This window comes from Nonomuraea sp. NPDC059007, from assembly GCF_042740555.1.
In the GTDB taxonomy this organism is placed as follows: Bacteria; Actinomycetota; Actinomycetes; order Streptosporangiales; family Streptosporangiaceae; genus Nonomuraea.
Window position 1 is genome coordinate 37,621 of sequence record NZ_JBHYJD010000028.1, and the last position, 21,652, is coordinate 59,272.

Sequence of the window (21,652 nt, forward strand, 5' to 3'; positions counted from 1 at the left end):
ACGCGGCGGCCTCTGCATCGGCATCTCCGCCTCACCGGCGTCTGGCCGGCGCGAACCGGACCTATGATCGGGCAGATGGAAGATCACGCGCCCCTGTTCCTGCTGGCGGGCGCGCCCGGCGCGGGCAAGACCACCCTGCTGCCCCACCTGCTGCGAGCGGGGGACGGCCTGGTCGTCATGGACATGGACGAACTGCTGGAGGACGGCGCGCTGATCGGCGTGCCCATCGCCGAACCCGGGGCCGCACCGGTGTGGCCCGCCTACGACCGGATGTGGGGGCGCATCGTGACCATGGTCCGCCGGTCGGGGCACCCGGTGCTCCTGCTGTGCCCGATCCCGTCCCCCGACGAGCTCCCGCCCGGCGCGCGATGGGACGCTCCGCTGCACTGGGCCCTGCTGGACTGCCCCGACGAGGTACGGCACCGCCGCCTGCGGGCACGCTCATGGGACCGGGAGTGGACAGCGGACGCGATGGCGGACGCGGCGGCGGGCCGGGCGATGATGCCGCTGGTCTTCCAGTCAGAGGACGCCGCCGTGCTGGCCGCGAAGATCGTCGCCTGGACCCGCCACGAGACTCTTTCGTGATCGGCAAGAACTAGACCCAGTTCCCTGGGCGACCACAACGACGACGGGGGCCGCCCCCACCGGTCAGCTCCGCGCATGGTCGGGGGGCGCGTCAGGTTCTCGGGTCGCGTTCGGGTGGCCGGAGCGGAGGCCGTCGAGGGTCAGGGTGAGGAGGCGGTCGGCGCGGGCCGGGCCGGGGGCGGACTGGGCGATGCCGGCCGTCAGTTCGACCAGGTCGGTGAAGTCGACGTCGGGACGCAGGCAGCCCTCCCGCTGGGCGGGCAGCAGGAGGCGGTCGGCGGCGGCGCGGAGCATGGCCCAGCAGTCCACGCCGGCGGCCGTGGTGGGGAGCATCATGCGCGCGCCCAGGCCCTTGTCGGTCATGGCGTGGCGGGTCAGCAGGCGTAGCCAGGCGATGAGCGCCTCGCCCGGGGGCTTGGCCGCGGCCAGTTCCTCCGACTGCTCGCACAGCCTCGACAGGCGGCCCTTGAACACGGCCGCCAGCAGCGCGTCCCGCGTGGGGAAGTGCCGGTAGAGGGTGCCGGGACCGACGCCGGCGCGCCGGGCGATCTCGTTCAGGGAGGCGTCGGGACCCTCTTCGGCGACCACCGCGATGGCCGCCGCCACCAGCAGGTCGCGGTTACGGCGGGCGTCGGCGCGCAAGGTCACGGGCACCTCCGGGCGAGTTGAAAGCGGAGAACTTCTCCGATTATAGTCCCGCAGTATCCGGAGAGGTTCTCCGGATGGGAGGGAAGCATCATGACGGACCACGGCCTCGGCAGGATCGGCGTCTGGACCTTCGCCTTCGACGGGCACCCCGCGTCGGAGGTACGCGAGGCGGCGGCCGAGATCGAGGAACTGGGGTACGGGACGCTGTGGTTCGGCGAGGCGTTCGGGCGCGACTCGGTGAGCCAGTCGTGGCTGCTGCTGTCGGCCACGCGGCGGATGACGGTGGCCGCGGGGATCGCCAACATCGCGCTGCGCGACCCGATCTCGATGGCCGCCGCGGAGCGGGCGATCAACGAGGCGTACCCGGGCCGGTACGTGCTCGGCCTCGGCGGGCACCGGATCAGCGACGAGCCGATCAAGATGGACGGCTACTCCATCCCCAGCAAGGGCAGGGCGGTGGCCTCCATGAGCGCCTACCTGGACGCCATGGACGCGATCCCGCTGGTGTCGGCGGCCTCGCCGTACCCGCCGAGGAGGGTGCTGGCGGCGCTCGGGCCGAAGATGCTGGCAGTGGCGGCCGGGCGCACGCTGGGCGCGCACCCGTACTTCGTGCCGGTGGAGCACACCGCGCGCGCCCGGGAGGCCATGGGGCCGGACGCGCTGCTGGCGGTCGAGCAGGCCGTGGTGCTCGACACGAACGTGAGCCGGGCGCGCGAGGTGGCCAGGGAGCACGTCGGCTTCTACGCCGCCGCCGCCCCGCACCAGATCGCCAGCCTGCGGCGGCTGGGGTTCGGCGAGGACGAGATCAGCCAGGTGGGGGACCGGCTGGTGGACGCGATCGTGGCCTACGGCGACATGGCGGCGATCGAGAAGCGGGTGCGCGAGCACGTCGACGCCGGGGCGGACCATGTGTGCCTGCAGGTGCTCACCGCCCGTCCCGGCGAGATGCCGCGTGCCGAGTGGCGGGAACTGGCGGCGCTCTCCTAGGAGAACGGCGTCTTGGGGCGGTCCTGGAGCACCTCGTCCACGTAGATGTCGAGCTTCTCGTTGTAGAAGGAGATCAGGCCGGCGACCCGTTCGCTCTCCGGCAGCGGAGTCCGGTAGGACCAGGCCAGGTCCTTGCTCCCGTTGACCGTCCAGTACTCGGCCGTGCCCTTGTACGGGCAGCTCGTGGCCGAGTCCGTGTGTTCCAGCAGGTCGAGGCGGACGTCGGTCTTGGGCAGGTAGTAGCGGGCGGGCAGCCCGGTCTCGAACAGGATCATGGCGTGGGTGGAGTCGGCCACCGTGACGCCGTCCACCTCGACCCTGATCCGGCGGGAACTGGGCAGGATGTCCACGCGGGTGTACGGGTCGCGCGGGTGCACGTACACCTCCTCGTCCTCCTCGAACCAGGCGTCCATGGAGTCCCAGTCGAGGCGCACGTGCCCGCGCAGTTCCTCGATGGGCGAGTCCGGATAGGTGAGGGCGGCGTTCTCGGCGACCTTGCCCCCGGCGCTCACCGCGTGCACGACCGCCTCGCCCCGGCTCGGCGACCGGCTGGTGGCCCCGCTCGCCTTGAGCGCCCCGGAGGCCACGTCGTCGAGCGGCAGATAGTACGTCGGGTAGTGCGGGCTCTCCCAGACCAGCAGGGCCCTGGTGGTGTCGGCGACCAGTTGCCCACCGAGGTAGGCGCGTACCCGCTTGGCCGTCGGCTCGACTCTCAACCGGCTCTTCATAGCTGCGGCAACCGTACGCACCGCCCCGCTATTCCGGCCGATCACAGACCGAACGCGGTCAGGGTGGCCAGGGTGGTGGTCAGGCCGATGGCGGCGCCGGCGCCCACCTGGGCGGGGGTGTGGTGGGTCAGGCGTACCCTCGCCCAGCACACCAGCGCCACCACCGCGCCCCCGATCAGCACGGTCGGTACGGCGGGCAGGACGTAGGCCATGACGACCACGGTGCCCGCGCACACCGCGGCATGGAAGGAGATCTTCCAGCGCAGCGTGATCGGGACCGTCACCGCCAGCGCCGCCAGCATCGCGGTGACGGTCGCGACCAGCAGGGTCGGGGCGCCCAGGGCGACGAGGAGGATCAGCGCGGCGGCCACCGCCGCCACGGCGCTGAGCAGCGGCCCGGTACGGCGGGCCCGATCGACGATGTGGTGGGAGTCCAGGCGGCCCGATCGTACGCCCGCGGCGATCACCGCCGCCGGGACGCCGCCGCACAGGGCCGCGGCGAGCACGCCCCACGCGGCTCCCTCCCAGCCCGAGGAGACCAGGCCCACCAGCGGCGGCATCGCGATGACCAGGACCTGCGGCGCGAGCAGGTCGGTCACCTTCCGGGCGACGAGATCGGCCGTCATGCCAGTGATCATGACATGACGGCCGAATCGGTCTTCGGGCGGGGCCGGGGGGTTTCTGGAGACTTGGGGAAACCGATGCCGAGTGCGCAGCACAAAAGCTCATGAATTCCGCCCAGTGGTATAAAGAGCCGTGGCCGAGATCCCCCTGCTGCAGGCGTTCGCCGAGGTCGGCTACCAGGTGGCGGGCGGAGGCGGCGCCCACGGGGCCATGGCCGCGCTGCGCCGGGTCGTCCCCGTCGACGCCTACGAGTTCGTGGCCTACGACCCCGACACCGGACGCCACCGCAGCGTCGTCTCCAGCGGCCACGAGCGCATCGACGGCGACGCCGCCGAGGAGTGCGCCGCCCTCGACGCCTACAAACGCGCGATGGCCGCCCGCGCCCCGCTGGCCATGCCGGATCCGGGCACCCGCCGCTACTTCCGCCGCCACCTGGAGCCCTACGGCTGGCGCGCGGGCCTGACCGCGCCGCTGTTCCTGGCCGAGGGCCGCTACACCGGCCTGCTCCACCTGGCCTACCGCCAGGCGCCGCCCGAGACCGCGGGCGCGCTGGTCGAGGCGGCGGCGCCGACGCTGGCCCACGTCACGGACCTGTCGCGGTGCGTGGTCACGCCCACCGCGCCGCCCGCTGGCTACCGCGCCGTCGCCTTCGACCGGGCAGGGGTACGGCGGGCCGTACCGGGAACCGAGCCCTCGCCAGCCCTGTACGGCGAGCCCGGCCTGGCCGCCTTCGCCCGCGCCTTCATCGACTCGCGCGAGCTGAGCAGGCGCGGCCTGTGGCTGGACGCGGCCGGCCAGTGGCGCGACGTGCGCGTGATCAGGGCGGGGGTCGGCTTCCAGGGTTCCTTGCAGGGGGCGGTGGTCGCCGAGCGGCCGTGCGGCCTGCCGTACGAGCTGACCGGGCGTGAGGTGGACGTGCTGACCCGCGTGGCCGCGGGGGATTCCAACCCGCAGATCGCCGCGGCGCTGGTGCTCAGCGTGCGGACGGTCACCACGCACCTGGAGCACATCTTCACCAAGCTCGGCTGCGACAGCCGCACCCGGCTGACGACCAAGGCGCTGGCCGAGGGGTTGTGCCGGTTAGACCTGTAGCGCCCAGACCGCGGGGACGGTGACCTGCAGCAGTTCGAACCAGACGCAGTTGGCCCCGTTGGAACGTTCGAACCCCCAGCGGTGGCTGAGCGCCTCCAGCAGCGGCAGGCCCCGCCCGCTGGTGGTCAGCCCACCGGCGCGGCAGGCGCACGGCGGCGCGTCGGAGCCGGCGTCCTCGACGCACACCCGCACCAGGTCGCCGGTGGCCCGCACGCTGACGGTGAACGTGCCCCCGGCGCCCGACTGGGTGTGCAGGACGGCGTTGGTGGCCAGTTCGCTGGTGAGCAGCACGGCCTCGTCGTGTAAAGGGTGATCGCGCCCGATCGCGCTGGTCACGGCGTTCCTGGCCCGTGCGACCTGGGCCGGCGCCCCCGGTAGCCGGACGACCAACTGGCTGTGAAAGTCCGGCGCTGCCATGGCGACCTCCCCGAATTCGCTGACGTCATGAGACGCGCGAGGAGGGGGTCGCAGATTATCGCGAAAAGGTAGGAATGCCCTTTCCCATGGTCGCCTGCGCGGCCGTTTGCCATGACCAAGTACGCTGCGATCGACGAGTCCGCCGACGGAGGAGAGCACGGGTGAGCAGCCTCGAGGCCGTGTGGGTGCGACCCTACGACCAGCCGGGCGCGGCGTACGTGACCGGTGTGTTCGACATCCTGCACGTCGGCCACGTGCGCTATCTCGACGCCGTGGCCGCCCGCGGGCTGCCGCTGGTGGTCGGCGTCGAGGACGATCCCCGCGTACGCGCGTGGAAGGGACCCACGCGCCCGGTCAACCCCGCCGCCGAGCGGGCCGAGGTGCTGGCCGCGCTGCGCTGCGTGAGCGGCGTGTTCGTGGTGACCGGCCCGCCGGAGGCCCACGGCCCCGAGGACTACATCGACCTCATGGCGCCCATGCGCCCCGGCGCGCTGGCCCACACCGCGGGCGACCCGCACGCGGGCGGCCGGTGCGCGGCCGCGGCGCTGCTCGGCGCCGAGTGCTGGGAGCTGGAGGCCATCCCCGGCCGCTCCACCACCCGGATCGTGAATGCGGCACAGGGACGCTGATGCTACGGTGACCCTCATGCAGCGCGTTCACGTCACGACGACGCCGGACCCCGTCCCGGCGCGCTGATTCCTGCTCTCCGGGCGAACGCCCGGAGACGCGCTCGAAGGTCGTTCGCCCCCTTTCCACTCAGGGGAACCACTATGAACGATCACCGCAAGCTCGGCCGCGAACTGGCCATCTTCGGCACCGACCCGCTCATCGGCTCGGGACTGCCCTACCTGCTGCCCGCGGGCGCCGCCGTCCGCAAGGCCGTCGAGGACTACGTCCACGAGCTCGAACGCCGCAACGGCTACCAGCACGTCAACTCGCCCGTCCTCGGCAAACAGGAGCTCTACGAGCTGTCGGGCCACTGGTCGCACTACAGCGAGGACATGTTCCCGCCGATGGAGGTGGGCGGCGAGCGCTTCGTGCTGCGGCCGAGCCTGTGCCCCCACCACGCGCTCATCTACCGCTCGCGCCGGCGCAGCCATCGCGAGCTGCCGCTGCGCCTGGCCGAGCTGGGCGGGCAGTACCGCTCGGAGATGTCCGGCGTGCTCGGCGGCCTGAACCGGGTGCGCTCGATCCAGCTCAACGACGGCCACGTGTTCTGCCCGCCCGAGCGGGCCGCCGCCGAGGTGTCGGCCGCGCTCGACCTCATCGAGGCCGCCCACGCCCAGCTCGGCATCAAGGCCGCCCGCTACCGGCTGTCGCTGGGCGGCGCGTCGGGCAAGTTCGTCGACGACCCCGCGCTGTGGGCGAGCTCGGAACGGGTGCTGCGCGAGGTGCTGCACGCGCGCGGCCGGTCCTATGACGAGGAGTACGGCGAGGCCGCCTTCTACGGCCCGAAAATCGACATCCAGATAGCCGACCCGGCGGGCCGCGAGTCGACCCTGTCCACCGTCCAGGTCGACCTCTACATGCCCGAGCGCTTCGAGCTGTCCTACGTGGGCGGCGAGCGCCCCGCCATGGTGCACCGCAGCGTCGTCGGCGGCATCGAACGGCTGCTGTCACACCTGGTCGAGGCGCACGGCGGCGCGCTGCCCGCCTGGCTGGCACCGGTGCAGGCGGTGGTGGTGCCGCTGTCGGAGGCGGAGCTTCCCGCCGCCCACGACCTGGTACGGCGCTGCGTCGAGGCGGGCCTGCGGGCCGAGCTGGCCCACCCGGACCGCGGCAGCCTCGGGGCCAGGATCCGGGCGCATCGGCTGGTGCCGTACCAGCTGGTGGTGGGGCCGCGCGAGGCGGCGGAGGGATCGTGCGCGGTGCGGCGGCGCGACGGCGGTCAGGAGGGAAACGTACCCGTCGCCGAGCTTGCCGCGCGTTCCCGCCCGATTTTCTGACCGCTGAATTATCGTCGAGAAATCAATGAGATAACGGACCCTTCCCAGGGACCTAAACAGGCTCGTAAAGTCCCCCCAACGCCATGTCGGGGAGGCAAGAACGTGACCGAAGTAAGTGACAAGCGTGCCGCCGAGTTGGTCTCGGCCGCGGAGGGGGAACGTCCGGCCCGTGAATTGTCCGGGCCGTTACGGCTCGGCGTCTGGATCATCGGCGGCCTCCTGTCGGCCTACTCCCTCGTCGTGGTCTTCCAGCCGGTGGAGCCGGTGCAGCACCGGATGACGTTCCTGGCCGTGGCGCTGCCGCTGGTCTTCCTGCGTTACCGCTCCGGCCTGGTCGCCCTGGTGCGGCGCCTGCGCGGGCAGGAGCCTCCTGAGCAGCAGCGCGGCGAGGCGCCCACGATCATCGACTGGGTGCTCGCGGCGCTGTCGCTCGGCGTCCTGCTCTACCCGCTGCTCGACATCGACGCCTTCCGTGACCGCGGCTCCAGTTCCAACCTCAGCACCTGGGACATCATCGGCGGGCTGGGCCTGACCGTGCTGCTCCTGGAAGCGGTACGCCGCACGGTCGGCAGCGCGCTCAGCATCATTTGCGGAATTTTCCTGGTATACGCCTACCTCGGAAACTATTTGCCGGTCAGCTGGCCGATCGGGCACCGCGGATTCGACCTCGGCCAGATCATCTCCCAGCTCTACACCGGCACAGAAGGATTCTTCGGCGTCCCGATGCAGGTGGCGGCCAGCTACATCATCCTTTTCACGATCTACGGCGCGGTCCTCGACTACTCCGGCGCCAGCAAGTTCTTCATCGACCTGAGCTTCGCCGCCTTCCGCAAGTCACGGGCCGCCCCCGGCCGTACCGTCACCACCGCGGGATTCCTGCTCGGCACCGTCTCCGGCTCCGGCACCGCCACCACCGTCAGCCTCGGCAGCGTGGCCTGGCCGGTGCTCAAGCGGGCCGGCTACCCCCGCGAGGCCGCGGGCGGCATCCTGGCCGCCAGCGGCATCGGCGCGATCCTGTCGCCGCCCACGCTGGGCGCGGCGGCCTTCATCATCGCCGAGCAGCTCGGGGTCAGCTACCTGACGGTGCTGCTCTACGCGACGATCCCCACGATCCTGTACTACCTCGGCATCTTCCTGGCCATCGAGATCGACTCGCGGCGGTTCGGCACCCACGCCGTCGAGGTGGACGCGCCCAAGGCCGGCAAGCTCATGCTGCGCTTCGGCTACCACTTCAGCTCGCTCATCCTCATCATCGTGCTGATGGCGCTGGACCGCTCGGCCTTCCAGTCGGTCGTCATCGCCACCTTCGTCGCCTTCGCGCTGTCCTTCCTCGACCCCGCCCACCGCATGGGGCCCAAGCGCGTCGGGCAGGCGCTGGCCAAGGGCACGCTGGAGGTGCTGCCGGTCACCGCGGTCTGCGCGGCGGCGGGCATCATCGTCGGCGTCATCACCCAGACCGGGCTCGGGCTCAACCTCAGCTCGATCATCGTGGACGTGGCCGCGGGCAACCTGATCTTCACCACGATCATGGCGGGCCTGGCGGTCATGCTGCTGGGCCTGGCGGTGCCGGTGACCGCGAGCTACATCATCGCCGCGGTCATCATCGCCCCCGCGCTCATGACGCTCGGCGTCGACAAGGCCGAGGCGTACATGTTCATCTTCTACTACGCGGTGCTGTCGGAGGTGAGCCCGCCCACGGCGCTGTCGGCCGTCGCGGCGGCGGCCATCACCGGCGGCAACACCTATCGGACGATGATGATGACCTGGCGGTACACGCTGCCCGCCTTCCTGGTGCCGTTCGCCTTCGTGCTCACGCCGAACGGGCAGGCGCTGCTGGCCCAGGGGCCGATCGGGACCATCCTGGCGCTGACCGCCGTCTCCGGGGTCGCCGTCCTGGCGCTGGCGATGGCCACCGGCGGCTTCACCGGATGGCCCGAGCGCGTGATCGCGGCGGGCGCCGGAATCCTGCTGCTCTTCCTCGAACCTGTCCCGATCGTCGCCGGTTTCGCGGTTCTGGCCGTGGCGACAGCCGTACATCTCATTCGAAAAAGGAGAACACCAGCGTGAAACGTGTGCTCATCACCCTGGCGGCGGCTGTCGTGGCGCTCGCCGCGGCCGCGGGCTGCGGCGGCGGCAACAGGTTGTCCATCGCCACCGGCGGCACCACGGGCGTCTACTACGTCTACGGCGGCGGCCTGGCCAAGCAGATCCAGGCCAACGTCGCCAACACCCAGGCCACGGCCTCGGTCACCTCGGCCTCGGTGGAGAACATCAAGCTGCTGGCCACCGGCAAGGCCGACATCGGCTTCTCCCAGACCGACACCGCGGCCGACGCGGTCAACGGCGTCGGCTCGTTCACCGAGAAGCAGCCGATCCAGGCGATCGCCCGCATCTACGACAACTACGCGCAGGTCGTCGTCGCCCCCGGCGTGGCCGCCACCAAGGTCGCAGACCTGAAGGGCAAGCGCGTCTCGCTCGGCCCGCCCAACTCCGGCACCCAGGTGATGGCCCGCCGCATGATGGAGGCGGCCGGGCTCAACCCCGACAGCGACGTCACCAAGTCGCAGCTGTCGATCAACGAGTCGGTGCAGGCGGTCAAGGACGGCACCATCGACGCCTTCTTCTGGGTCGGCGGCGTGCCCACCGCCGGAATCGTGGACCTGGCCAACAGCAAGCCGGACATGAAGATGCTCGACACCAGTGACGTGCTGGGCGGCATGCAGACCAAGTTCGGCAAGCAGTACGTGACGCTCGACGTGGACCTGGCGGGCTCCTACAAGCTCACCGGCGCGATCAAGACGATGGCCGTCGGCAACGTGCTGCTCGTGCCGGACAAGATGGACGAGCAGCTCGCCTACGACATCACCAAGACCCTGTTCGAGAAGAAGGCCGAGCTGGTCAAGGTGCACTCGGAGGCGAACAAGCTCGACCCCAAGCTCGGCCAGCAGGTCGAGCCGGTCGTGCTGCACCCCGGCGCGGCCCGCTACTTCAAGGAGACCCAGGGCTGATCAGGCTCCTGCTCGCGCTGCTCGCGGCCCTGGCGCTCGGTTCGGGCGCCGCCGCGGGCGGCCCCGCCGTCCACGGCCTGGCCCTGGGCAGGGGCGGCTTCGCCCTGACGTACGTGCACTCCGTGTACCACGCGCCCGCCGCGGAGATCTTCTCCGTGGCGGGCCGCCGTTTCACCATGCGCGCGGTGATCTCCGAGAGCGCCGGCGTGCTCGACTACTACGCCCTCGACGGCACCCGCTCGCGTACCGAGGGCGGCCTGTGGGTGCTGCGCCTGGCGGCGCCGGTCACCTACGACGGCCTGGACCTGATCGCCAGCCCCGTCGGCCGCCGCACGCTGGTGGCGGGCGGCCGCTGCCTGCCGCTCTACCCCGCCTCCGGCTCCACCCGGGTACGGCTGGCCGTCGGCGCCACCCCGCCGGGCGGCCCCGCCGCGGCCCCGTGCTACAACCAGTCCTTCTTCTTGAAGACGGTGTACAGAGCCACCGAGGCCCCCGCCACGACCATGGTCGACATCCAGAAGCCCCACGGCCGGCCCTCGCCCGGATAGGGCACGTTCTGCCCGTAGAAGCCGGTGATCGCGGTCGGCACCGCGATGATCGCCGCCCACCCGGTCAGCCGCTTCATGATCTCGTTGAGCTTGAAGCCCTGCTGGGCCAGGTGGGTCTCGCGCAGGTTGCTGATCAGCTCGCGCAGCGAGTCGACCCAGTCGGTCACGCGCAGCACGTGGTCGTAGACGTCCTGGTAGTAGGGGCCCATCTCGGCGTTGACCAGGACCTGCCGGTCGCGGCGCACCAGCGTCGAGAGCACCTCGCGCATGGGCAGCGTGACCTTGCGGAAGCGCACCATGTTCTTGCGCAGCCGGAACGTACGCCGCTGCAGCTCCCGGTTGTTGCCGCTCTCGCCGAACAGCGCGTCCTCCAGCTCCTCGACCTGGCCATCGAGCGTCTGCACCAGCTCGAACTGCCCGTCCACGACGTAGTCGAGCAGTCCGTGCAGCAGGAAGGCCACGCCGTGGCGGGCGGTGTGCTCCCCGCTGGCGTCCCAGCGGGCGACCACCCCGTCGATGTCGAAGCGGTCGTTCTCCCGTACGGTCACCAGCGCGTTCTTCGTCACGAAGACGTTGATCTCCACCGGGTCGAGATCGCCCTCGTCGTCCAGGTAGATCCCGTACACGGTGATGAACAGGTGGCTGTCGTAGACGTCGAGCTTGGGCCGCTGGTGGTCGTTGAGCACGTCCTCCACGGCCAGCTCGTGCAGACCCAGTTCCTCGCTGATGACGCTGAGCTGGCCGGGGGTGGGGGAGCACAGGTCGAACCAGACCACGCAGTCGTCGTCGCAGACGTACTCGGAGACGTCGGCGATGGGGAAACCCTTCTTCACGACGACGCCGTCTTTATACAACCGGGTGCGCATTTACCGCATTATGGCCTATCGCTTAGCGGGCGCTGTTCCGGAACGGCTCCGCGGGCCTGCCCAGATTCGGCGTTCCCAGCAGTTTCCCGGACGAGAGCGCGTAGATGCCGTCGTTGGTGAACACCCACACGATCTTCCTGTCCCATTCGGTGTAGACGGCATGGGTCTGGTTGCCGAGCGCGTAGTCGGGGACGGCGGCGCTGTATCCCGCGGGCACGAACTGGGCGGCGATCTTCGGCCGGCGCAGGTCGCGGGTGTCGAAGAACTGCACGCCCGCGTTGTAGAAGGCGTAGGCGAGCAGGCCCTGGGCCGGGTCGCCGGGCGAGGTGTAGGAGCCGGAGCGCTTGGGGCCGAAGCTGCCGCCCCGCTGGCAGTAGTCGCCGAACCGGGCGCCCGGCGCGGGCTTCGGGCGGGGCAGCGCGCCGACGATCCTGGGCTTGGCGGGGTCGCGGGCGTCGACCTGGAAGACGTCCTTGTAGGGCTCGTGGCAGTCCTCGCCGAGCGGGTAGCCGGAGACGTAGACCATGCCGGTCTTCTCGTACTGGGAGACGTCCACGTTGTCGGCTTCGGTGCCGCCGGAGGAGACGGGGAGGTCCAGGTGCGCGATCTCCCGCAACTTGGACGGATCCGAAATATCGAGAATTGACAGGCCGTAGCCGCCCATGGCGGCGAAGCCGTACTTTCCAGCGACGAAGAACGGCATCCGGGCGCCCATCCACGACGTGCGGTTGCCGCAGCGCGGATTCTTGGCGTAGGCGGCCTCCTCGCCCGCCACCTGGCCCTTGCGGTGCCACTCGCCGACCAGGCGCGGCCTGGTCAGATCGGACATGTCGTAGGCCTGGTAGCCGGGGGAGTAGAGGTAGGTGGGGACCTCGGTGTTGCTCCAGCTGTCCAGCGGCGCGACCGCGACGTACATGTACTTTCCGCCGGTCCAGTAGGGCACGTCGAGGGAGCCGGAGCCCTGCTGCACGCCCGGCTCCGGGCCGCTCAGCGTCGGGTCGGTGGTGACCGTGGACAGCAGCTTCCAGTCCTTCCTGCGCGGGCCGTCCAGGCGGTAGACCTTGAAGCCCTTGAACGTCGTCTGGGCGCGCAGCTTCGCCACGCCCTCCGGGTTGCCGAACTTCGACCGTTCCGGGCTGTCGCCGAGCTCCTCGACCTGCCGCTTCTGCTCGAACGACTGGATCATCACGTAGTGGCCGTCGCGCCACTGGATGGTGGCCGCGCCCCAGTAGTCGGCCTGCTTCCAGTCCTTGCCGGTGAGCCGCTCAACGATCTTCACCTTGCGTACGTCGGTGACGTCGTAGACCCGGGCCTCGGTGCGGTCGTACTGGAACAGGTAGCGGCGCCCGCCGAAGTCGACCACGTTCTGCCAGGTGTGGAAGTAGTCGGGGGTGAAGTCGGGGCCGCGGTAGGCCGCCTCGACCTTGATCGGGCCCTCGGTGTAGGAGCGGGGGTCGTAGCCCTTGGTCTTCGGGAACAGGTCCTTCGCGCCGCCGGGGAAGGAGTAGCGCTCCTCGCCCGGCGGGGTCAGGTCGGGGTGGCGGAAGGAGCCGTCGAGCTGCATGCCGTACGTGCCGGGGCCCGGGTCGTCGGGGCGGCGGTCGCCGCAGACGGTGGGGACGCCGTCGCCGGCGGCCCGCGCGCCGGTCTTCGCGGCGGCCCGCGCGCCGGTCTTCGCGGTGGCTTGCTTGCTGGTCTTCGCGGTGGCTTGCGCGCTGGTCTTCGTGGTGGCCTGCGCGGTGGCCGGGGGGACTGTCAGCAGGCCGGCCACGCTCGCCGTGGCGAGGGCGCGGTGGAGGAGTCGGCGCATCGGGGGGTGCCTTTCGTGGGGGATGCGCCAAGAGTGCCGATCGCCGCTCATGTTCCCAAGAGCCGGTTCCACCGCGCGGAACCGGCCACGCGGCGTGGGTCAGGTGACGGCCAGGCGGACCGCGTACCTGTCCTCGCGCCACAGCTCCTTCTCCAGCACCTCGGCCACGGTCTGGGCGGCGTTCCAGACGTCCACGTAGCGGGTGTAGAGGGGGGCGAAGCCGAAGCGCAGGATGTCGGGGGCGCGGAAGTCGCCGTGCACGCCGTGGTCGATGAGCGCGCGCATCACCGGGTAGCCGTCGTGGTGGTAGAAGCTCACCTGGCTGCCGCGGCGCTCGGGGTCGCGCGGGGAGGCCAGCTCCAGCCGGTCGCCGACCAGGTCGATGAAGAGTGAGGTCAGCGCCATGCTCTTGGCGCGGACCTGGTCGAGGTCGACCCGCTCCCACATGTCCAGCGCCGCCTCCAGCGCCGCGAACGACAGCACGTGCGGGGTGCTGACCGTGAAGCGCCGGATGCCGTCGGCCCGGCGGAAGCCGGGTTCGAAGGCGAACGGCTCGGCGTGGCCGTACCAGCCGGACAGGACGTTCTCGGCGGCGGCCTGGTGGCGGGGATGGACGCGCAGGAAGGCGGGGGCGCCGGGGCCGCCGTTGAGGTACTTGTAGGTGCAGCCGACGGCGAAGTCGGCGGCCGAGACGTCCACGCGCAGCGCGCCGACGCTGTGGCAGACGTCCCAGATCATCAGAGCGCCCGCCTCCTGGACACGGGCGGTGACCCCGGGCACGTCGTAGCGGGCGCCGGTGCGGTAGTCCACCTCCGACAGCAGGACACAGGCGGCGTCGTCGAAGCGGCCCTCGCCGATGTCGCGCAGCTCGCCGAGGCCCTCGATCATGTAGTTGTCGGTGGGGAAGTTGCCACGGTCCACGACGATCACGTCACGGCCGGGGCGCAGGCGCATGGCGGCGTTGACGGCCTGGTAGACGGCGATCGAGGTGGTGTTGCCGGCCACGACCTCGCCGGGTCCGGCGCCGATCAGCGGGGCCAGGCGGTCGCCGGTGGTCAGCGGCTGGGCGTACCAGCCCGCCTCGTTCCAGCCGCCGACGAGGTGGCGGCCCCACTCGTCCTCGACGGCCTGCCGTACGCGCTCGGCGGCGGTACGCGGCGGCGCGCCCAGCGAGTTGCCGACCAGGTAGATCTCGTCCTCCGGCAGCACGAACTCGTCCCGGAACGCGCGCAGCGGGTCTTCTTGGTCCATGGCCAGGCAGGCCAGGCGATCAACCACTGGTCAGCTCCTCAATAAATGCACATTTAACGCCTATGTTGGTATAGAACCCCTGCTGGGGGATAGACAAGAATGCGTTCCGTGACACGGAACCCGGACCGTCTCTCGATGCTGGAGAAATCCTGGCTCGTGCTGGACGCCTTCCGCCCCACCGGCGGCCCGCTGCGCCTCATCGAGGTCGCCGAGCGCTGCCAGCTCCCCAAGACCACCGCCTACCGGCTCCTCACCGACCTGACCGCCATCGGCGCCGTCGAGCGCCGCGAGCGCGGCTACGTCCTGGGGCGGCGGCTGTTCGAGCTGGGCAGCACGGTTCCGCTGGAGCGCGACCTGCGGCACGCGGCGCTGCCGTTCATGCACGACCTGTACGAAGCCACGCGCGAGACCATCCACCTCGGCGTCCGCGACGGCCTCGACGTCGTCTACGTCGAGAAGCTGCGGGCGCACGAGTCGCTCGCGCTGCCCTCGCGCGTCGGCGGCCGGCTGCCCCTGAACTGCACCGGAGTGGGCAAGGCGCTGCTGGCCTACTCCTCGCCCGGCCTCATCGACGAGGTGCTCGCCCGTCCTCTGCGCCGGCTCACCGCGCACTCCATCGTGGACGCCAAACGGCTGGAGGAGGCGATCGGCCAGATCCAGGTGGCGGGGCTGGCCTATGAGCGGGAGGAGGCGCAGATCGGCGGCGCCTGCATCGCCGCGCCCATCTTCCGCGAGGGCACGGTCGTGGCCGCGCTCTCGGTGTCGGTCCCGCTGTCGCGCTTCCACCCGACCCGCCTGGCCCCCGCCGTCAAGACCGCCGCCCTGGGCGTCTCCCGGGCCCTGACCCGCTCCACCCTCCGCTGAAGACCCTCACCGAAGACCCTCACCGAAGACCCTCACCGGAACCCCGCTGGAAACCCCGGTGAAGAGCCCCGCCGAAGACGCCGCCCTGACAGTACGAAACCGGGGGGCGAGCGGGCGTTACCGGGTGGCCGGAGCGCCGGTCACGAGGTCCTTGCTGCGGACCAGCGCCAGCGCGATGACCGCCGTCACGACCGACAGCCCCGCGGCCGTGTACATGACCAGGGAGGCGCCACCCGCCGCGTAGGGGATGCCCAGCAGGCCCACGCCCGCCGCCGCCCCGATGGCCAGCATGGTGTTGACCATGCCGGAGGCCATTCCGGCCCGTTCCTTCTCCACCACGTTGACCGCGAGCGTGGTCTTGGGCGTCGCGGCCAGGCCGCCGCCCACGCCCCACAGGATGAGGCCGGGCAGGAAGTCCCAGGCGCTCGCGCCCGGCGCGATGGTCATCGCCATGTGGACGCCGCCGAGCCCCAGAACGGCCGAGCCCCCGGCGATGAGGAACGACGGCGAGAACCGGGCCTGGAGCCTGCCCGCCAGCAGGCCGGTGAGCAGTTGGGGGATGAGGATGGCGGCCAGGAGCAGGCCGGTGGCCAGCGGGGTGAGGCCGAGCTCGCGTTCGAAGTACAGGACGTAGTAGACGGAGCTGCCGATCGTGGCCACCCGGGAGACGAACGCCAGCAGCGAGGCGGCCACGAAGGTCGGGATGCGGAACAGCGACAGGTCGAGGACCGGGGCCGCGGCCCGGCGTTCCACCAGGAGGAAGGCGGCCAGCAGGAGGACGGCGGCGGCGCCGTACCACCACTGGGCGAGGGTGAGGGCCAGGTTGGCCGCGGTGAGAAGGAGCAGCAGCAACGTCGCGCCCGGCCAGTCGATCGGCGCGGTGCCGCGCGCGCCGTCGGCGGGCAGGACGCGGCGGCACAGGACCAGGGCCACGACGCCCACGGGGACGTTGACCAGGAACAACGCGCGCCAGTCCGCCACGGCGAGCAGGACGCCGCCGAGCACCGGCGCGGCGGCCCCCGCGGCGCCGAGCGTGGTGCCCCAGACGGCGATGGCCATGTTGCGGCGCTGGCCCTCGTAGGTCTGGGCGAGCATCGGCAGCGCGTTGGCCATGATCAGCGCGGCCCCGGCGCCCTGGGCGAGCCTGGCCAGGTCCAGGGCGAGCGCCGACTGGGCCAGGCCGCAGGCCAGCGAGGACACGGTGAACACGGTGATGCCCGCCGTGAACATCGTGCGCCGGCCCAGGCGGTCCGACAGCGAGGCGGCGGGCTGCTGCAGGGCGCCGAACGTGACGGTGTAGCCGATGATGATCCACTGCGCGGCGGCCAGCCCGCCGCCGAGGTCGGACTGGATGGCCGGCAGCGCGATGGAGACGATCGTGATGTCGATGACGAGCAGCGCGGTCGCGGCGATCGTCATGATCAGGACAGCCAAGGGAAGCTCCTTAGGGAAGGCTGCCCTCACCTTAAAGTCCACATGTGTGAACTTCAAGGCTGATAAGCTGCCGCCCGATGGAGCGCACCAGGAAACGGCCCGAGTTCCGCAAGGGGCGGCCGACGCTCACCCGCGAGGCCATCGGGCGCGCGGTGCTCGAACTCGGCGACGCGGAGCTGACCATGCGCGCGCTCGCCGCGCACCTGGAGGTCACGCCGCGGGCGCTGTACAAGTACGTGGCCGACCGCGACGACGCCGTACGCCTGGCCGCCGACCAGCTCCAGAGCCAGTGGCTCCTGCCCGAGCTCGACCCGGCCCACTGGCGCGACAGCCTGCGCGAGCTCTGCCTCGGCCTGCTCGACCTCTACCGGCGCCACCCGGCGGCGCTGCGCCTGGCCGAGACGACCGCGCTCGACGTGCACGACAACACCCGGCGCTCCAACGAGGCCATGCTCGCCTTCTTCACGGCGCTCGGCCTGTCACCCGGCGACGCCCACCGCGCCTGGCGCCAGACGATCGCCGTCGTGGCCGGGCACAGCGAGATCGAGCGCTGGCGCGCCCGCGCCGCGGCCCACCGGGAGATACCCGCGGAGGAGGACACCTTCGGCGACGTCGTGGAGATGCTCGCCGCCTGGATCGCCACCCTCGCCGCCACCAGTACGTAAACCTTCCGATGCGCGCCCTGCCTGCCGAAACCACAATGGTGCCGGTGCCCGTCTCCTACACCCGGCTCGCCCCAGGCCGCACCGCCTTCACCGAGCTGGGCTTCGCCGCGACCGAACTGGTGCCCTCGTGGACCGCGAGCGCCCCGGAAGGCTCGTGGATCGAGGTCGCGCTGCAGGCCAGGCTGGTCTCCGGTGAGCCGACCAAGTGGTACGTGATGGGCCGGTGGTCGGAGGAGCCCGGCCGTACGTCGGTGCCGGGCCAGGGCGACGAGCACGGCGACGTGGCCGTCGACACGTTCGTGGCCAAGGCGCCGGTGACCGCCTGCCGGGTGCGCGTGGAAACGCACGGCGCGGGCGCGCGGGTCAGGTCGCTCGGGGTGCTGGCCTCGGCGATCCCGCACCGCCCGAGCGTGGCGCCCACCCCCGCGGGTACGGCCGCGCCCGTGGAACTCGACGTCCCCCGCTACTCCCAGCGCGAGCACACCGGCCACTACCCCGAATGGGACGGCGGCGGCGCCAACTGGTGCAGCCCGGCCTCGGTCGCCATGGTCCTGGCCTACTGGGGCAGCGGCCCGGAACCCGCCGACCTGTCCTGGGTCACCCCCGGCGACCCCTGCCCCGCCGTCGACCACGCCGCCCGCGGCATGTACGACCAGAGCTACCAGGGCACCGGCAACTGGCCCTTCAGCGTCGCCTACGCCGGCCGCTACGGCCTGGACGGCTTCGTCACCAGGCTCCGCTCGGCCCTGGAACTGGAGACGCTCGTCAGGGCCGGTGTCCCGGTGATCACGTCCCTGTCGTTCAAGGAGCACGAGCTGCCCGGCTCGGGCTACTCCACCGGCGGCCACATCCTGGTCGTCGCCGGCTTCACCGCCACGGGCGACGTCGTCGTCAACGACCCCGCCGTCCCGGAGGTGCGCAGGGTCTATCCGAGGGCGGCGTTCGAGAACGTCTGGCTGAGGAGCTCGGGCACCGGCGGCATCGCCTACGTCCTGCACCCGTCCGGGCACGTGCTTCCCCCTTCCAACGGCAATTGGTGACCACCATGAGCATCAGCGCGATCGACGTGGCCAGAACCGACGGCGCCGCCCAGTGGGTGGAGGCCGTCCAGACGCCGGACGGCGTCGAGGTGTGGTGGGACGAGCCCCGCCCGCGGGAGGGCGGGCGCCGCTGCGTGGTGCGCCGCCTGCCGGACGGCTCGCGCCACGACGTCCTGCCGCGGGGATGGAACGCGCGCAACCGGCTCATCGAGTACGGCGGGCGGTCCTGGCGCCCGCTGCCCGGCGGCGCGCTCGTCTTCACCCACTGGGCCGACCAGCGCCTGTACCTGCTCCACCCGGAGAAGGACCCGATCCCCCTGACGCCCGAGGGCCCCCACCACTACGGCGACCTCTATGTGCCGCCCGGCCGCGAGGAGGTCTGGGCGGTCAGGGAGACCGGCGGCGCCGCCCGCGACCTGGTGGCGGTCCCGCTGGACGGCGGCGAGCCGCGGGTGATCGTCAAGGCCCACCACTTCCTCATGAACGCCCGCCTGTCGCCGGACGGCCGGCACCTGTCCTGGATCGGCTGGGATCACCCCAGCATGCCCTGGGACGGCACCGAGCTGTGCGTGGCGGAGCTGGACTCGGAGGGGGCGGCGGGGCCGTACCGGGTGGTCGCGGGCGGTGAGAGCGAATCGGTCGTGCAGGCCGAATGGCGCGACCCGGACACCCTCTACGCCGTCACCGACCCGACCGGCTGGTGGAACCTGCACGAGATCGCCCGCGACGGCTCCCGCTCGCGCAACCTGACGCCGGTGGAGCTGGAGTTCGGCAACGCGGTGTGGAAGCCGGGCGCCGCCTGGTTCGCGGTGGCGGGGGAGGGGCTGGTCGTCGTGTACGGCTCGCCCGACGATCGCCGGCTCGGGCTGCTCGACCCGGCCGGCGGCGCCATCCGCGACCTCGGCGGCGACGCCACCCACTGGGCCTCGACGGTGTCGGCCGCGGGCGGGATCGCGGCCGGGGTGGCGGCCTCGCCGTACACGCCGATGGAGGTGACGGCGGTCAGCCTCGCCGACGGCGCGCACATCGTCGTGTCGGCGCCCAAGCCGCTGCCGCCCCGCGAGCTGCTGCCCACGCCCGAGACCGTCGTGATCGAGGGCGTGCACGCCCACCTCTACCCGCCCGCGACCGGCCCCGCCCCCTACGTCGTCTTCGTGCACGGCGGCCCGACCGGCATGCACCCGCTGATGCTCGACCTGGAGATCGCCTACTTCACCTCGCGCGGGCTGGGCGTTGCCGTGGTCAACTACGGGGGCTCGACCGGGTACGGCAGGGCCTACCGGGAGCGGCTGCGGCACCAGTGGGGCGTCGTGGACGTGCACGACTGCGCCAAGGTCGCGCGCGGCCTGGTCGAGCTGGGACGCGCGGACGCGGCCAGGCTCGCCATCCGCGGCGGCAGCGCGGGCGGCTGGACCACCGTGGCCGCGCTGGTGCACAGCGACGTGTTCGCCGGCGGCGTGGCCCACTACGCGATCACCGACCCGGCGGCCTGGGCGGGCGAGACGCACGACTTCGAGTCGCGCTACCTGGACGGACTCATCGGCCCGCTGCCCGAGACCGGTGAGCGCTACCGCGAGCGCTCGCCGCTGCTGCACGCAGGCCGCGCCTCGGGCCCGTGCCTGATGATGCACGGCCTGGAGGACAAGATCGTGGACGTGGGCCAGGCCGAGCGCTTCGTCGCCGAACTGGACAGGCACGGCAAAGAGTGGGCCTTGCTCACCTTCCCCGGCGAGCAGCACGGCTGGCGCCGGGAGGAGACTATCGTCGCGGCGCTCGAAGCCGAACTGGCCTTCTACGGCCGTATTTTCCACTTCGACACGCCGGAAGTGACCGCACTCGACCTTCGGGGAGCCAAGTGAAGAGCGTCGCCGAGATCTGCTCGGACCTGATCAGGTTCGACACCACCAACCCGGGCTCGGGCGAGCGTCCGGCCGCCGAGTACGTGGCCACGCTGCTGGAGGACGGGGGCATCGCCACGGAGGTGTTCGAGTCGGCGCCCAGGCGCACCACGGTCGTGGCCCGCATCGACGGCGACTCGCCCGACGCGCTGCTCATCCACGGCCACCTCGACGTCGTGCCCGCCGACCCCGCCGAATGGCGCATGCACCCCTTCTCCGGCGAGATCACCGACGGCTGCGTCTACGGCCGCGGCGCCGTCGACATGAAGGGCTCCTGCTCGATGACGCTCGCCACCGTCCTCGGCATGGCCGCGCGCGGCGAGCGCCCCAAGCGCGACCTGGTCCTGGCCTTCCTCGCCGACGAGGAGGCCACCGGCGAGTACGGCTCGCGCCACGCCGTCACCGAGCACCGCGAGCTGTTCGACGGCGTCACCGAGGCGATCAGCGAGTCCGGCGGCTTCAGCGTCCCGGCCGGCGACGAGCGCGTCTACCCGGTCGCCGTGGGCGAGCGCGGCACCGCCTGGATGAAGCTCACCGCCCACGGCGTGGCCGGCCACGGCTCCCGCCCCGCGATCGACAACCCGGTCGCCACCCTCGTCCACGCCCTGTCGCGCGTGGCCACCCACGAGTGGCCGGTACGCCTGACGCCGGCCGTGAAGGCCCTCATCCAGTCGTTGGCCGAGATCACCGGCGACCCCATCGACGTCGGCCGCCTGGACGAGGAGGCCGAGCGCCTGGGCGTGCTGGGCACCCTTTTCGAAGGCCAGATCCGCAACTCCGCCAACCCGACCATGCTGGACGCCGGCTACAAGGTCAACGTCGTCCCCTCCACCGCCTCCGCCCACGTGGACGGCCGCTACCTGCCCGGCCTGCAGGAGGAGTTCCTGGCCACCATCGACGACCTGCTCGGCCCCAAGATCACCCGGGAGTTCGTCAACCTGGAGGACGCCCCCGCCGCCCCGTACCCCTCGCCCTTCTTCGACGAGATGGCCGCCGCCCTGCTCGCCGAGGACCCGAAGGCCAGGCCCGTCCCGTACCTGATGAGCGGCGGCACCGACGCCAAGTCGTTCGCCAGGATCGGCATCGAGGGCTACGGCTTCGCGCCGCTGATGCTCCGCCCGGACCTGGACTACTTCGGCATGTTCCACGGCAAGGACGAGCGGGTGCCGGTGGAGGGCCTGGAGTTCGGCACCCGGGTGCTGACCCGGCTCCTCCGGGGAAATTGACCTTTCCCGACCGGA

Annotated in this window: 21 protein-coding genes; 13 read left to right on the forward strand and 8 right to left on the reverse strand. The window is 71.6% G+C overall.

Features of this window, described 5'->3' with window-relative positions:
• Window positions 1–75 precede the first annotated feature (75 nt).
• Complete coding sequence (locus tag ACFWY5_RS36245; RefSeq protein WP_379637377.1) at window positions 76–585, forward strand: hypothetical protein; 510 nt, start codon at window positions 76–78, stop codon at window positions 583–585.
• Between the two features lie 63 nt (window positions 586–648).
• Here the strand turns inward: ACFWY5_RS36245 and ACFWY5_RS36250 are convergent, their stop codons facing one another.
• Entirely contained in the window at window positions 649–1,233 is a 585-nt protein-coding gene (locus tag ACFWY5_RS36250) for a TetR/AcrR family transcriptional regulator (protein WP_379637379.1), read from the reverse strand.
• A gap of 90 nt (window positions 1,234–1,323) precedes the next feature.
• Between ACFWY5_RS36250 and ACFWY5_RS36255 the strand changes: the two genes are divergently transcribed.
• Window positions 1,324–2,220 (forward strand): TIGR03620 family F420-dependent LLM class oxidoreductase, encoded by an 897-nt coding sequence (locus ACFWY5_RS36255; RefSeq protein WP_379637381.1) that lies wholly within the window; start codon window positions 1,324–1,326, stop codon window positions 2,218–2,220.
• Here the strand turns inward: ACFWY5_RS36255 and ACFWY5_RS36260 are convergent.
• Complete coding sequence (locus ACFWY5_RS36260; RefSeq protein WP_379617387.1) at window positions 2,217–2,948, reverse strand: DUF427 domain-containing protein; 732 nt, start codon at window positions 2,946–2,948, stop codon at window positions 2,217–2,219. The two genes, ACFWY5_RS36255 and ACFWY5_RS36260, sit on opposite strands and share 4 nt — an antisense overlap.
• 41 nt (window positions 2,949–2,989) lie before the next feature.
• Window positions 2,990–3,574 (reverse strand): hypothetical protein, encoded by a 585-nt coding sequence (locus ACFWY5_RS36265; RefSeq protein ID WP_379617385.1) that lies wholly within the window; start codon window positions 3,572–3,574, stop codon window positions 2,990–2,992.
• Between the two features lie 130 nt (window positions 3,575–3,704).
• On the opposite strand from ACFWY5_RS36265, the gene ACFWY5_RS36270 reads away from it, so the two are divergent.
• The gene (locus tag ACFWY5_RS36270) at window positions 3,705–4,664 is read left to right on the forward strand and encodes a response regulator transcription factor (protein ID WP_379637383.1); all 960 of its coding nucleotides are present in this window, start codon (window positions 3,705–3,707) and stop codon (window positions 4,662–4,664) included.
• Here the strand turns inward: ACFWY5_RS36270 and ACFWY5_RS36275 are convergent.
• Window positions 4,653–5,081, reverse strand: coding sequence for an ATP-binding protein (locus ACFWY5_RS36275; RefSeq protein ID WP_379617379.1), 429 nt, complete (start codon window positions 5,079–5,081; stop codon window positions 4,653–4,655). The genes ACFWY5_RS36270 and ACFWY5_RS36275 overlap by 12 nt on opposite strands.
• A 161-nt stretch (window positions 5,082–5,242) precedes the next feature.
• Between ACFWY5_RS36275 and ACFWY5_RS36280 the strand changes: the two genes are divergently transcribed.
• The 5 genes from ACFWY5_RS36280 to ACFWY5_RS36300 all read left to right on the forward strand — a co-directional run bounded on the left by ACFWY5_RS36280 (window position 5,243) and on the right by ACFWY5_RS36300 (window position 10,583).
• Window positions 5,243–5,710 carry an adenylyltransferase/cytidyltransferase family protein gene (locus ACFWY5_RS36280; protein WP_379617377.1) on the forward strand — a complete coding sequence of 156 codons (468 nt, stop codon included), beginning with the start codon at window positions 5,243–5,245 and terminating at the stop codon, window positions 5,708–5,710.
• A gap of 141 nt (window positions 5,711–5,851) precedes the next feature.
• Window positions 5,852–7,027: a threonine--tRNA ligase gene (gene thrS, locus ACFWY5_RS36285; protein WP_379637385.1), complete on the forward strand. Its 1,176-nt coding sequence runs from the start codon at window positions 5,852–5,854 to the stop codon at window positions 7,025–7,027.
• A 102-nt stretch (window positions 7,028–7,129) separates the two neighbouring features.
• Entirely contained in the window at window positions 7,130–9,094 is a 1,965-nt protein-coding gene (locus ACFWY5_RS36290) for a TRAP transporter permease (RefSeq protein ID WP_379637387.1), read from the forward strand.
• Window positions 9,091–10,035 (forward strand): TAXI family TRAP transporter solute-binding subunit, encoded by a 945-nt coding sequence (locus ACFWY5_RS36295; RefSeq protein WP_379617371.1) that lies wholly within the window; start codon window positions 9,091–9,093, stop codon window positions 10,033–10,035. The genes ACFWY5_RS36290 and ACFWY5_RS36295 overlap by 4 nt, the downstream gene beginning before the upstream one ends.
• Window positions 10,036–10,139: 104 nt before the next feature.
• On the forward strand, window positions 10,140–10,583 hold the full coding sequence (locus ACFWY5_RS36300; protein WP_379637495.1) for a DUF1850 domain-containing protein: 444 nt from the start codon (window positions 10,140–10,142) through the stop codon (window positions 10,581–10,583).
• Here the strand turns inward: ACFWY5_RS36300 and ACFWY5_RS36305 are convergent.
• The 3 genes from ACFWY5_RS36305 to ACFWY5_RS36315 form a co-directional block, all read right to left on the reverse strand.
• Entirely contained in the window at window positions 10,478–11,449 is a 972-nt protein-coding gene (locus tag ACFWY5_RS36305) for a magnesium transporter CorA family protein (protein WP_379637389.1), read from the reverse strand. The two genes, ACFWY5_RS36300 and ACFWY5_RS36305, sit on opposite strands and share 106 nt — an antisense overlap.
• 22 nt (window positions 11,450–11,471) lie before the next feature.
• Window positions 11,472–13,259 carry a hypothetical protein gene (locus ACFWY5_RS36310; protein ID WP_379637391.1) on the reverse strand — a complete coding sequence of 596 codons (1,788 nt, stop codon included), beginning with the start codon at window positions 13,257–13,259 and terminating at the stop codon, window positions 11,472–11,474.
• A 99-nt stretch (window positions 13,260–13,358) separates the two neighbouring features.
• Window positions 13,359–14,510 (reverse strand): kynureninase, encoded by a 1,152-nt coding sequence (locus tag ACFWY5_RS36315; RefSeq protein ID WP_379637496.1) that lies wholly within the window; start codon window positions 14,508–14,510, stop codon window positions 13,359–13,361.
• A gap of 99 nt (window positions 14,511–14,609) precedes the next feature.
• Here ACFWY5_RS36315 and ACFWY5_RS36320 point away from each other — a divergent pair, with 99 nt between their 5' ends.
• Complete coding sequence (locus ACFWY5_RS36320) at window positions 14,610–15,374, forward strand: IclR family transcriptional regulator (protein WP_379617360.1); 765 nt, start codon at window positions 14,610–14,612, stop codon at window positions 15,372–15,374.
• Window positions 15,375–15,491: 117 nt separating this feature from the next.
• On the opposite strand, the gene ACFWY5_RS36325 is transcribed toward ACFWY5_RS36320, so the two are convergent.
• Window positions 15,492–16,808 carry an MFS transporter gene (locus ACFWY5_RS36325; RefSeq protein WP_379637393.1) on the reverse strand — a complete coding sequence of 439 codons (1,317 nt, stop codon included), beginning with the start codon at window positions 16,806–16,808 and terminating at the stop codon, window positions 15,492–15,494.
• A gap of 77 nt (window positions 16,809–16,885) precedes the next feature.
• Between ACFWY5_RS36325 and ACFWY5_RS36330 the strand changes: the two genes are divergently transcribed.
• Genes ACFWY5_RS36330 through ACFWY5_RS36345 form a run of 4 tightly spaced genes read left to right on the forward strand, consistent with a single transcriptional unit; the run spans window position 16,886 to window position 21,637 of the window.
• A complete protein-coding gene (locus ACFWY5_RS36330; RefSeq protein ID WP_379637395.1) occupies window positions 16,886–17,473 on the forward strand; it encodes a TetR/AcrR family transcriptional regulator in 588 nt (195 codons plus the stop codon).
• 44 nt (window positions 17,474–17,517) lie between these two features.
• On the forward strand, window positions 17,518–18,513 hold the full coding sequence (locus tag ACFWY5_RS36335) for a C39 family peptidase (protein ID WP_379637397.1): 996 nt from the start codon (window positions 17,518–17,520) through the stop codon (window positions 18,511–18,513).
• A gap of 5 nt (window positions 18,514–18,518) precedes the next feature.
• On the forward strand, window positions 18,519–20,372 hold the full coding sequence (locus ACFWY5_RS36340; RefSeq protein WP_379637399.1) for a prolyl oligopeptidase family serine peptidase: 1,854 nt from the start codon (window positions 18,519–18,521) through the stop codon (window positions 20,370–20,372).
• Window positions 20,369–21,637: a M20/M25/M40 family metallo-hydrolase gene (locus ACFWY5_RS36345; protein WP_379617350.1), complete on the forward strand. Its 1,269-nt coding sequence runs from the start codon at window positions 20,369–20,371 to the stop codon at window positions 21,635–21,637. The genes ACFWY5_RS36340 and ACFWY5_RS36345 overlap by 4 nt, the downstream gene beginning before the upstream one ends.
• Window positions 21,638–21,652: the final 15 nt, after the last annotated feature.